This window comes from Streptomyces sp. NPDC046876, assembly GCF_040645035.1.
Classification (GTDB): Bacteria; Actinomycetota; Actinomycetes; order Streptomycetales; family Streptomycetaceae; genus Streptomyces.
In genome coordinates this window covers 26,102-37,701 of the sequence record NZ_JBEYXK010000007.1, presented here as the reverse complement: position 1 = coordinate 37,701, position 11,600 = coordinate 26,102, and the positions used below count along the sequence as shown (strand labels likewise).

Here is an 11,600-nt window from a genome sequence, read left to right as displayed (position 1 = left end):
ATCCGCCGCTCCCGTGTGGACTACGCCCAATGCTGCGCGTACGCGCGCTGCCGAAGACATTCACCGAACATGAGCAGGAGGCACCCCGTGAGCGCGACCGCGGACCACGCGGAGAGCCTGGCCGCCCGGCTGGGTTTCCAGTCCGAACAGGTGGTCCAGGAGATCGGCTACGACGACGACGTCGATCAGGAGTTCCGCGAGGAGATCGAGGAACTGATCGGCAACGACCTCGTCGACGAGGACTTCGACGACGTGGCCGATGCGGTGCTGCTGTGGTTCCGCAACGAGGACGGCGACCTGACCGACGCCCTGGTCGACGCCACCGAGCTGCTCGAGGACGCCGCGCTGATCCTGCTGCTGACCCCGAAGACGGGCCGCCCGGGCTACGTCGAGGCCAGCGACATCAGCGAGGCCGCCGAGACCGCGGGTCTGTCGCAGACGAGGCCCGTCAGCGTCGGCAAGGAGTGGGCCGCCAGCAAGCTGGTGACCCCCAAGGCCGCCAAGTCCAAGCGCTGAACCGCGCCCCGCAGCCAAGCGGAGACACACCCCGCCGACCCCCGTCGGCGGGGTGTGTGCGTTCCCGGCCGGCGCCCCGCCTAGGCTGGTCTCACCCGATCAGCCCAGCGGAGGGCTGCGGAACGAAGGGATGCGACAGATGGCGATCGAGGTCGGCACCAAGGCCCCGGACTTCGAGCTCAAGGACAACCACGGCGCCACCGTGCGGCTCTCCGACTTCCGCGGGGAGAAGGCCGTCGTGCTGCTCTTCTACCCGTTCGCCTTCACCGGGGTGTGCACCGGCGAGCTGTGCGAGCTGCGCGACCACCTGCCGCGCTTCCAGAACGACGACGTCCAGCTGCTGGCGGTCTCGAACGACTCCGTGCCGACCCTGCGCGTCTTCGCCGAGCAGGAGGACCTGGACTACCCGCTGCTGTCCGACTTCTGGCCGCACGGCGAGACCTCGCGCGCGTACGGCGTCTTCGACGAGGAGAAGGGCTGCGCGGTCCGCGGCACCTTCATCATCGACAAGGACGGCATCGTGCGCTGGACCGTCGTCAACGGGCTGCCCGACGCGCGTGACCTGAACGAGTACATCAAGGCGCTCGACAGCCTCTGAGCCACTGCCCCGCATCGGCTCCCGTCGGCCGGTTCGGCGTGAAACCTCGTGCCGACGGGAACCCGTCACTAGGATCGACACGTTGATCCGGTAGTTCCCCCGGCCGGCGCCGGGGGCCCCACCGCACGACAGGGGCACCGCCCCGCATGAACCCATTGGAGGACTCGTGGGAGTCAGCCTCAGCAAGGGCGGCAACGTCTCGCTGACCAAGGCCGCACCGAACCTGACGGCCGTGCTCGTCGGTCTGGGCTGGGATGCCCGCACCACCACCGGCGTCGACTTCGACCTCGACGCCAGCGCGATCCTGACCAACGACCAGGGCAAGGTCGCCAACGACTCGAACTTCGTGTTCTTCAACAACCTGAAGAGCCCGGACGGCTCGGTCGAGCACACCGGTGACAACCTCACCGGTGAGGGCGAGGGCGACGACGAGGCGATCAAGGTGAACCTGGCCGCCGTCCCGGCCGATGTCGCCAAGATCGTCTTCCCGGTCTCGATCTACGAGGCCGAGAGCCGCCAGCAGAGCTTCGGCCAGGTGCGCAACGCGTACATCCGCGTCGTGAACCAGGCCGACAACACCGAGCTCGCCCGCTACGACCTCTCCGAGGACGCCTCGACCGAGACGGCCATGGTCTTCGGCGAGCTGTACCGCAACGGAGCGGAGTGGAAGTTCCGCGCCATCGGCCAGGGGTACGCCTCCGGCCTGCGCGGGATCGCCCAGGACTTCGGCGTCAACGTCTGAGCGTCCGCGCCTGAGCCTGCCCGCTGTTCGCCCGTCCGGCGTCGTGCACACCCCGTGTGTACGGCGCCGGACGCGCTTGGCCAACGTTCCACGCGTTCCACCCGCTCCACCCGCTTCACCGCCGGTCCGCCCGCACACCCACGGGCGCGCCGCGATCACCACGTCGTCCGGGGAGGACTTCAACATGGGCGTCACACTCGCCAAGGGGGGCAACGTCTCCCTGTCCAAGGCCGCACCGAACCTCACCCGGGTCCTGGTCGGTCTCGGCTGGGATGCGCGTTCGACCACGGGGGCCGACTTCGACCTCGATGCCAGCGCACTGCTGTGCCGTGAGGGCCGGGTCCTGGGAGACCAGTACTTCGTCTTCTACAACAACCTCAAGAGCCCCGAGGGCTCCGTCGAACACACGGGTGACAACCTCACCGGCGAGGGTGAGGGCGACGACGAGTCGATCATCGTCGACCTGACGAAGGTGCCGGCGGAGGTGGACAAGATCGTCTTCCCGGTCTCGATCCACGAGGCGGACGCCCGCCGCCAGACGTTCGGGCAGGTCACGAACGCGTTCATCCGCGTCGTCAACGAGACGGACGGCCAGGAGCTGGCCCGCTACGACCTCACCGAGGACGCCTCCACCGAGACCGCCATGATCTTCGGCGAGGTCTACCGGTACGGCGGTGAATGGAAGTTCCGTGCTGTGGGACAGGGGTACGCGTCGGGCCTGAGGGGCATCGCTCTAGACTTCGGGGTCAACGTTTCGTAAAGCCGTACAAGACGATGGGGTGCCAGTGGTTCTGAAAACCTTCGGCTGGTCGTTCGCAGTCACTGCGCTCGGCCTCGCCGCTGCGGTGTTGTACGGGGGGGCGCCCGCTTTCGGGATCGTGGCCATCCTCTCCATCCTTGAAATTTCACTGTCGTTCGACAACGCGGTGGTCAACGCCGGGATCCTGAAGAAGATGAATGCCTTCTGGCAGAAGATCTTCCTCACGGTCGGCGTGCTCATCGCCGTCTTCGGCATGCGCCTGGTCTTCCCCGTCGTCATCGTCGCGATCAGCGCCAAGATCGGCCCGATCGAGGCCGTCAACCTGGCGATGACCGACAAGGAGAGGTACCAGCAGCTCGTCACGGACGCCCACCCGTCCATTGCCGCCTTCGGCGGCATGTTCCTGCTGATGATCTTCCTCGACTTCATCTTCGAGGACCGCGACATCAAATGGCTGGCCTGGCTGGAGCGACCGCTGGCCAAGCTCGGCAAGATCGACATGCTCTCGGCATGCATCGCGCTGATCGTCCTGCTGATCACCTCGATGACCTTCGCCGTCCACGCGCACCAGCACGGCGGTGTCCATGTCGACAAGGCGCAGACCGTCCTGGTCTCCGGCATCGCCGGCCTGGTCACGTACATGATCGTCGGCGGCCTCTCCGGCTTCTTCGAGAACAAGCTGGAGGAAGAGGAGGAAGCCGAGCACGAGGCCGAGGAGGAGGCCAAGCGCAGCGGCAAGCAGGTCTCGGTCGTGGCGTTGGCCGGCAAGGCCGCCTTCTTCATGTTCCTCTACCTGGAGGTCCTCGACGCCTCCTTCTCCTTCGACGGTGTCATCGGCGCCTTCGCCATCACCAACGACATCGTGCTGATGGCCCTCGGCCTCGGCATCGGCGCCATGTACGTCCGGTCGCTCACGGTCTACCTGGTCCGCCAGGGCACCCTCGACGACTACGTGTACCTGGAGCACGGCGCGCATTACGCGATCGGCGCACTCGCCGTGCTCCTCCTGGTCACCATCCAGTACGAGATCAACGAGATCATCACCGGCCTCATCGGTGTCGTCCTGATCGCCTGGTCGTTCTGGTCCTCGGTGCGCCGCAACAAGCGCATGGCACTGGAGGGCGCCGCCGCGGAGGCATGATCGCGGCGCTGATGCGGAACGCTCCAAGCGGGGCGGCCGGCGGGTCCACGGACCCTGCGGGCCGCCCCGTCCGCGTCAGCGGGCGCAGCACACACGGGTACGCGGGCACGCACACGCACGCACACGCAGGCACACGCAGGCACACGCAGGCACAGGCAGGCACAGGCATGCACCACAGGGGAGTTGCGGGACGGGCCATCCCGCGGCACAGGGGGACAGGGGAACAAGGGATGGGATTCTTCGACGGGTTCTTCGACGGCATCCGCGGCAGCCGCGCGCTGCAGTTCGACACGGGCAACGCCTCGGACGCGATCGAGCTCACCAAGCGGCACCCGACGGTGTCGCTGACCAAGCAGGGCGCGGTCCACGGGAACCTGCGCGTCAACCTGTCCTGGCGGATGCGCACCTCGGACATCGGCGAGGGCAGCGGCCACGGCAGCCGGCTCCTGCGGCACCCGTTCCGGCTGTTCAAGCCCGAGATGGTCCAGGCCCACACCCAGGGCATGGTCAACGTCGACCTCGACATCGGCTGCCTCTACGAGCTGGCCGACGGCACCCGGGGCGTCGTCCAGCCGCTCGGCAACCTGCTCGGCGACATCAACAACCCCCCGTACGTGAAGCTCAGCGGCGACGACCGCTTCGGGGCGCCGTCGGGGGAGACGGTCTTCGTCAACCTCGACCACGCCGAGGAGATCAAACGGCTGCTGGTCTTCGTCTACATCTACGACCAGACCCCGGCTTTCGACCGCACCCACGCCATGGTCACGCTGTACCCGATCACCGGGCCGCGGATCGAGATCCCGCTGGAGGAGCGGCACCCGCAGGCCCGCTCCTGCGCGGTGGTCTCCCTCGAGCACGCGAAGGGCGAGCTGATCGTGCGGCGCGAGGTGAAGTTCGTGTACGGGTTCCAGTCCGAGCTGGACCGGCTGTACGGGTGGGGCCTGCAGTGGGGGCGGGGCTACAAGACCACCAAGGCCTGACCGCGGGGCCGGGGGCGGCCCCGCGGTGGCTGCGGCCGCCGCGACCGCTGTGGCGGCACTGCCGTCAGCGGCCTCGGCGCCGTCAGCGGCGGACGAACTGCGGGCCCTGCACCGGCAGCCGGAACGCCGGGTCGCCGCCCGGAGCCGGCACGGGCGCCGGGGACACCGGCTGCGGGTAGCCGTACGCCGGCTGGGCGGCCGGCGGGGCCTGCGTCTGCGGCGTCGGCGGCTGCCGCGGCGCCGGCGGCGTCGGCGGGTGCATCGCGGCCGTCTGCTCGGAGGTGGGCCCGGCGGCGGACGCGCTCGCGGAGGCGCCGTCGGAGGCGGCTTCGGAGGCGTTCTCGTCCACGGAGATCCCGTGGTCGGTGGCCAGCCCCACCAGGCCGTCGGAGTAGCCCTCGCCCAGCGCGCGGAACTTCCACCCCTCGCCCCGGCGGTACAGCTCGCCGCAGATCAGGGCCGTCTCGGCGCCGGTCTCGGGCCGCACGTCGAAGTAGGCCACGGGTTCGGAGGCGCCGGCCGCGGTGGCGTCGTACAGCAGGATCCGCAGGTCGCGGACCCGCTCGAACGGCACGTCCTCGGCGGAGGCGACGACCAGGATCCGGTCCACCACCGCGGGCACCGCCCGCAGGTCCGCCTGCACGGCGTCGGTGACCGCCTCGCCGATCTGCTTCTTGCCGAGCCGCCACACGGAGCCCGAGGGGTGCCGGGGCTGGTTGTAGAAGACGAAGTCCTCGTCGGAGCGCACCCGGCCGTCCGGGCCCACCAGCAGCGCCGAGGCGTCGACGTCGGGAACCTCGGGGCCGCCGGTCCAGCGCAGCACCGCCCGGACCGCCACCGAGGTCACCGGGATGTTCGAGCCCTTCTGCATCGCGTGCGTCATGCCCGTCATCCTGCCCTTTCGGTGCGGCGGGGAACAACGCGGCCCCCCGCAGGGCCTTGTCCGGGCCCCGGGACGTCGGCATTGTGCAAGAGGGTTACCTGAACTTCATGTGCTTGAGGAACTCTTGACTCAGGTTCGTACGTACTATTACCGGCCACGCCAGTCGGGCCGCCGAGGCAGTACGGGGGAAGCACATGCGTCACTTCGGGCACATATCGCCCTCGGTCCGCCAGGACCTCTTCCACCAGGAGCCGGCCGAGTTCACCGCCGCCTCCCCCGCCCGCATGCTTGCCGCCGCCCTCGGGGCCACCCTCTACAGCCCGGCCACCCGCCCCGCGCTCGCCTCCGACATCCGCAAGCAGGCCCGCCGCGGCGTCGTCTCCATGGTCCTCTGCCTGGAGGACTCCATCAGCGACGGCGATGTCGCAGGGGCCGAGGAGAACCTCGTCCGGCAGTTCGCCGAGCTCGACGCGGACGCCGCGCAGGGCGCCGGCGCCGGCGAGGAGCTCCCGCTGCTCTTCGTCCGGGTCCGCACGCCCGAGCAGATACCCGACCTCGTGCGGCGCCTCGGCAGCTCGGTGCGCAGACTGGCCGGATTCGTACTCCCGAAGTTCACGGAGAACCGCGGAGCCGGCTTCCTCGACGCCCTCGCCGAGACCGAGGAGCGGGGCGGGCTGCCCCGGTTGTACGCGATGCCCGTCCTGGAGACACCCGACCTCCTGTACCTGGAGACCCGGGCCGCATCCCTCGCCGGGATCGCCCGCACCGTGGACCGCCACCGCGAGCGGGTCCTGGCCCTCCGGCTCGGCGTGACCGACTTCTGCTCCGTGTACGGCCTGCGCCGCACCCCCGACATGACCGCGTACGACATCCAGATCGTCGCCGGGGTCATCGCCGACGTGGTGAACGTGCTCAGCCGCGCCGACGGCACCGGCTTCACCGTCACCGGACCGGTGTGGGAGTACTTCCGCCACCAGCAGCGCCTGTTCAAGCCGCAGCTGCGCCGCAGCCCCTTCCTCCAGGAAGGCGTCGAGGAACTGCGCACCGCCCTCATCGAACACGACCTGGACGGCCTGCTGCGCGAGATCGAACTCGACCGGGCCAACGGGCTCCTCGGCAAGACCTGCATCCACCCCTCGCACACCACCCCCGTGCACGCCCTGTCGGTCGTCTCCCACGAGGAGTTCAGCGACGCCCAGGACATCCTGCGCCCCGAGCGGGGCGGCGGCGGAGTCATGCGGTCCGCCTACACGAACAAGATGAACGAGGTAAAGCCCCACCGCGCCTGGGCCGAGCGCACCATGCTGCGCGCCGAGGTCTTCGGCGTGGCGAAGGAGGAGGTCGGCTTCGTCGACCTGCTCACGGCCGGGCTCCAGGTGTGAGCGGGCCCTCGTACACCTCGGCCGGTACGGCCGGCCCGGCCGGTTCGACTACGGAGAAAGGCAAGACGATCGAAGCGGTGTGGTCGGGAACCTGGGTCGAGGACCGGCTGGGCGTACGCCTGGAAGGAGCCGGCGCCCCCGGGGCGCCACGGCTGGAGGAGCTGCTGGGCCTCGCCCTGCGACGCAACCCCAAGCGGGCCCACCTGCTGGTGTCCCGGGTCCTCGGCAAGCACGTCCCGCAGTCCCCGCGAGCCGTCCATGCCGCCGGGTACGGGCTCGGGGAGCGGGTCCGCGCCCTGCTCGACGCCGCCGGCGAGGACCCGGCCTCGGCGGTGGTCCTCGGGTACGCCGAGACCGCGACGGGGCTGGGCCACTGCGTGGCCGACGGGCTCGGGGCGGCGCCCTACCTGCACTCCACGCGCCGGCCCGTGGCGGGCGTGGAGGCGGCCGGCGGCTTCGAGGAGTCCCACTCCCACGCCACCTCGCACCTGCTGCTGCCCGAGGACCCGAAGCTGCTGGCGGGCAGCGGGCCGCTGGTCCTCGTCGACGACGAGTTCTCCACCGGCAACACCGTCCTGAACACCATCCGCGACCTGCACGCCCGCCACCCGCGCACGCACTACGTGGTCGTCGCCCTCGTCGACATGCGCTCCGCGGCCGACCGCGAGCGGCTCTCCGCCTTCGCCGAGGAGATCGGCGCGCGCGTCGACCTGCTCGCCGTCGCCTCCGGGACGGTCCACCTGCCCGAGGGCGTCCTGGCCAAGGGGCGGGCGCTGGTCGAGGAGTACGAGACGGCGGGCTCGGCCTCGGGCTCGGATGCGGGCGATGGCGCGGCTGCGGCTGCGGCTGGCGCCCCGCGCGTGCCCGCCGCACGAGCCGCCGGCGGCCCGGCCGCCGTCCGGCGGGTCGCACTGGACTGGCCGGCCGGGGTCCCCGACGGCGGCCGGCACGGGTTCACCCCCGCGCACCGCGCCCGGCTCGAGGCCGCCCTGCCCGCGCTGGCCCGGCAGCTCGCCGACGCGCTGGACGAGGCGCCCGGGCGGGGCGGGCGGGTGCTCGTACTGGGCAACGAGGAGCTGATGTACGCGCCGCTGCGCCTCGCGCTGGCCCTGGAGGAGTCCGGGGCGGCCGCCGAGGTCCGCTTCTCCACCACCACGCGCTCGCCCGTCCTCGCCGTCGACGACCCCGGCTACGCGATCCGCACCCGGCTCGTCTTCCCCGCCCACGACGCCCCCGCCGACGGTCCGGGCGACCGGTACGCGTACAACGTCGCCGGGGCCGGCTTCGACACCGTCGTCGCCGTGGTCGACACCCACGGGGACACGGCCGAACTGCACGCCCCCGACGGGCTCCTCGCCCGCCTCGCCCCGCACGCCGGCCGGGTCGTCCTCGCGGTCGTGCCCTCGTACACCCCCGGCGCGGACCGCCCCGGCGCCCGCCGCGACGCCTCTCCCGACCGGCAGGAGCCGACGACCATGCCCGAACCGCTGCGCGGCCCCGCCTTCTCCTCGTACGCCGCCGAGGACGTCGGCTGGCTCCTGCAGGACCTCTCCGGCGTGGTCCTGGAGGCCCCGACCGAGGAGCGCGAGGAGGCCATCCAGGCGGGCGGCGCGCACTACGCCGAGTCGCTGCCCGTCGAGTACCAGCCGTCCGAGCGCTACCAGGAGCTCTACCGCAGCGCGCTCGCCGCCTCCGCCGCCCGGATCGCCCGCGCGGTCGGCACGGTCACCGAGACCGTCCTCGCCGAGCGGACCCCCTTCCCGGTCCTGGTCTCCCTGGCCCGCGCCGGCACCCCCGTGGGCGTGCTGATGCGCCGCTGGGCGAAGGCCCGCCACGGCCTGGACCTGCCGCACTACGCCGTCTCCATCGTGCGCGGGCGCGGCATCGACGCCAACGCGCTGCGCTGGCTGGCCGCCCACCACGACCCGGCCGACGTGGTCTTCGTCGACGGCTGGACCGGCAAGGGCGCCATCACCCGGGAGCTGGCCGCCGCACTGAAGGCCCATCAGGAGCAGGAGGGCGGGCCCGCGTTCGACCCGGACATCGTCGTGCTCGCCGACCCCGGCTCGTGCGTGGCCACGTACGGCACCCGCGAGGACTTCCTGATCCCCTCGGCCTGCCTCAACTCCACCGTCTCCGGCCTGATATCGCGTACGGTGCTCAGGTCCGACCTGGTCGGGCCCGCCGACTTCCACGGCGCGAAGTTCTACCGCGAGCTCGCCGGGGCCGATGTCTCGACCGACTTCGTGGACACCGTCGCGGCCTGTTTCGACGAGGTGGCCGACGCCGTCGACGCCGAGGTCAAGGAGCTGCTCGCGGCCGACCGCACGCCGACCTGGGAGGGCTGGGCGGCCGTCGAGCGGATCAGCGAGGAGTACGGCATCCACGACGTGAACCTGGTCAAGCCGGGCGTCGGCGAGACGACGCGCGTCCTGCTGCGCCGCGTGCCCTGGAAGATCCTGGCGCAGCGCGGCGCCGGGGCCGACCTGGACCACGTACGGCTGCTCGCCGAGCAGCGCGGCGTGCCGGTCGAGGAGGTCGACGGCCTGCCGTACACCTGCGTAGGACTCATCCACCCCCGCTTCACGCGCGGCGCGACCGGCGCCGACGGAAAGGCCGTGGCCTCCAAGTGACTGTCCTGGTAGCCAGTGATCTCGACCGCACCCTCATCTACTCGACGGCGGCCCTCGGGCTGACCATGCCGGACGCGGAGGCCCCGCGGCTGCTGTGCGTCGAGGTCCACGAGAGCAGGCCGCTGTCGTTCATGACGGAGACGGCGGCGGCGCTGCTCGCCGAACTGGCCGCCGACCCCGCGGTGGTGTTCGTGCCCACGACGACCCGGACCCGCAAGCAGTACCAGCGCATCCGCTTCCCCGGCCGCCCGGCGCCGTACGCGATCTGCGCCAACGGCGGTCAGCTGCTGGTGGACGGGGTCCCCGACCGGGACTGGCGGCGGCAGGTCGCGGCGCGGCTCGCCGAGGAGTGCGCCCCGCTGGAGGAGGTGCACGGGCACCTGCTGGCCACGGCCGACCCGGCCTGGCTGCGCAAGGCGCGCGTGGCGGAGGACCTCTTCGCGTACCTGGTCGTGGAGCGGGAGCAGGTGCCGCAGGAGTGGCTCAAGGCCCTGACGGCCTGGGCCGAGGCCCGCGGCTGGACCGTCTCGCTCCAGGGCCGCAAGATCTACGCGGTGCCGCGGCCGCTGACGAAGAGCGCGGCCATGCGCGAGGTGGCCCGCCGCACCGGCGCGACCACGACCCTCGCGGCCGGGGACTCCCTGCTCGACGCCGACCTGCTGCTGGCGGCGGACGCGGCGTGGCGGCCCGGCCACGGCGAACTGGCCGATGCGGGCTGGCACGCGCCGTCGGTCAGGGCCCTGGCCGAAAAGGGCGTCCTGGCGGGCGAGGAAATCGTGCGGGCGTTCGCAGGGGCGGCCCGGACCGCCCGGAGTGGCCCCGGGCTGGGCACACTTGGGGCATGACCAAGGGAAACTCGACCAAGATCACTGACGAGCTCTACCGCTACATGCTCGACCACAACCCGCCGCTCGACGCGGTCCAGCAGGGGCTGGTGGAGACGACGTACGCGAAGTTCCCCGATGTGGCGGGGATGCAGTCCGCGGAGGAGCAGGGTCCGCTGCTCGCCTTCCTGGTGCGGCTGACGGGAGCCCGCCACATCGTGGAGGTCGGCACCTTCACCGGCTTCTCGACCCTCTCGATGGCGCAGGCGCTCCCCGCGGACGGGGTGCTGATCGCCTGCGACATCTCGGAGGAGTGGACCGCGTACGGGCGGGAGGCCTGGGCGGCGGCGGGCGTCGCCGACCGGATCGACCTGCGGATCGCGCCGGCGCGGGAGACGCTGCGCGCGATGCCGGCGGATCCGCACATCGACATGGCGTACGTGGACGCCGACAAGGAGAGCCAGATCGCCTACTGGGAGGAGCTGGTTCCGCGGATGCGCCAGGGTGGGCTGATCGTCACGGACAACACGCTGTTCCACGGCAGCGTCCTGGACGAGTCGGCGACGGGTGCCGCGGCCGGCGTCCGCGCGTACAACGACCACGTCGCGGCGGATCCGCGAATGGAGTCCGTGCTCCTGGCGATCTCCGACGGGCTGACGCTGTCGCGCAAGCGCTGACGGCCGGCCGGGACTAGCCGTCTTCCGGATCTTGCCTCACCCGCGCCGCCCGGCACCGCACCTCGCCGCGTTGGCGGAGCACCCGGGTACGTCCAGTACAAGGGCGCCCCGCCAACGCGCCGATGCACGGCACCGGACGACGCGGGCTTAACTGGGGGCACCTCCCAGCGGTAGCTGGGGGAGCAAGATCCGAAAGAGACGACCTAGCAGCAGCCTCCGCCGCCGCAGCAGCCTCCGCCCGACGGGGCGGGGGCGCTGCTGGTCCCGCCGACGGCGACGGCCGACAGCAGCTTGACCGTGTCGGAGTGTCCGGCGGGGCAGTCGGCGGGCGCGGACGACTCGGCCATGGGGCGGCTGACCTCAAAGGTGTCTTCGCAGGTCCGGCAGCGGAATTCGTAACGAGGCATGCCCCAAGGCTACCGAGCCCGCGCCGGCGCGCCAGTGCCCTGCGGCGGCGAGGGCGG

General features: G+C 71.5%; 12 protein-coding genes. 10 read left to right on the top strand and 2 right to left on the bottom strand.

Translation table 11 applies throughout. The features are described from left to right. Window positions 1-87: 87 nt before the first annotated feature. The 6 genes from ABZ924_RS06535 (at window position 88) to ABZ924_RS06510 (ending at window position 4,737) form a co-directional block, all read left to right on the top strand. Window positions 88-516, top strand: coding sequence for a DUF3052 domain-containing protein (locus ABZ924_RS06535; protein WP_361905026.1), 429 nt, complete (start codon window positions 88-90; stop codon window positions 514-516). A gap of 139 nt (window positions 517-655) precedes the next feature. Then, complete coding sequence (locus ABZ924_RS06530) at window positions 656-1,114, top strand: peroxiredoxin (protein ID WP_361905024.1); 459 nt, start codon at window positions 656-658, stop codon at window positions 1,112-1,114. 166 nt (window positions 1,115-1,280) lie between these two features. After that, a complete protein-coding gene (locus tag ABZ924_RS06525) occupies window positions 1,281-1,856 on the top strand; it encodes a TerD family protein (RefSeq protein WP_361905021.1) in 576 nt (191 codons plus the stop codon). A 184-nt stretch (window positions 1,857-2,040) separates the two neighbouring features. Beyond that, on the top strand, window positions 2,041-2,616 hold the full coding sequence (locus ABZ924_RS06520; RefSeq protein WP_361905019.1) for a TerD family protein: 576 nt from the start codon (window positions 2,041-2,043) through the stop codon (window positions 2,614-2,616). Between the two features lie 25 nt (window positions 2,617-2,641). Further along, entirely contained in the window at window positions 2,642-3,757 is a 1,116-nt protein-coding gene (locus ABZ924_RS06515; RefSeq protein ID WP_361905016.1) for a DUF475 domain-containing protein, read from the top strand. A gap of 230 nt (window positions 3,758-3,987) precedes the next feature. Continuing rightward, on the top strand, window positions 3,988-4,737 hold the full coding sequence (locus ABZ924_RS06510; RefSeq protein ID WP_361905013.1) for a Tellurium resistance: 750 nt from the start codon (window positions 3,988-3,990) through the stop codon (window positions 4,735-4,737). Between the two features lie 82 nt (window positions 4,738-4,819). Here ABZ924_RS06510 and ABZ924_RS06505 read toward each other — a convergent pair whose 3' ends face one another. Next, a complete protein-coding gene (locus ABZ924_RS06505) occupies window positions 4,820-5,620 on the bottom strand; it encodes a TerD family protein (RefSeq protein ID WP_361905012.1) in 801 nt (266 codons plus the stop codon). A 194-nt stretch (window positions 5,621-5,814) separates the two neighbouring features. On the opposite strand from ABZ924_RS06505, the gene ABZ924_RS06500 reads away from it, so the two are divergent. From ABZ924_RS06500 to ABZ924_RS06485, 4 genes are all read left to right on the top strand, one after another. After that, window positions 5,815-7,002, top strand: a complete 1,188-nt coding sequence (locus ABZ924_RS06500) for an HpcH/HpaI aldolase/citrate lyase family protein (protein WP_361905010.1) — start codon at window positions 5,815-5,817, stop codon at window positions 7,000-7,002. Window positions 7,003-7,070: 68 nt separating this feature from the next. Then, entirely contained in the window at window positions 7,071-9,635 is a 2,565-nt protein-coding gene (locus ABZ924_RS06495) for a phosphoribosyltransferase (protein ID WP_361905380.1), read from the top strand. Continuing rightward, window positions 9,632-10,480 (top strand): HAD family hydrolase, encoded by an 849-nt coding sequence (locus ABZ924_RS06490; protein WP_361905008.1) that lies wholly within the window; start codon window positions 9,632-9,634, stop codon window positions 10,478-10,480. The genes ABZ924_RS06495 and ABZ924_RS06490 overlap by 4 nt, the downstream gene beginning before the upstream one ends. Next, a complete protein-coding gene (locus ABZ924_RS06485; RefSeq protein ID WP_361905005.1) occupies window positions 10,477-11,136 on the top strand; it encodes an O-methyltransferase in 660 nt (219 codons plus the stop codon). Before ABZ924_RS06490 ends, ABZ924_RS06485 begins: the two co-directional genes overlap by 4 nt. 203 nt (window positions 11,137-11,339) lie before the next feature. Here the strand turns inward: ABZ924_RS06485 and ABZ924_RS06480 are convergent, their stop codons facing one another. Then, window positions 11,340-11,543, bottom strand: a complete 204-nt coding sequence (locus tag ABZ924_RS06480) for a zinc ribbon domain-containing protein (protein ID WP_361905002.1) — start codon at window positions 11,541-11,543, stop codon at window positions 11,340-11,342. Between the last annotated feature and the right edge of the window lie 57 nt (window positions 11,544-11,600).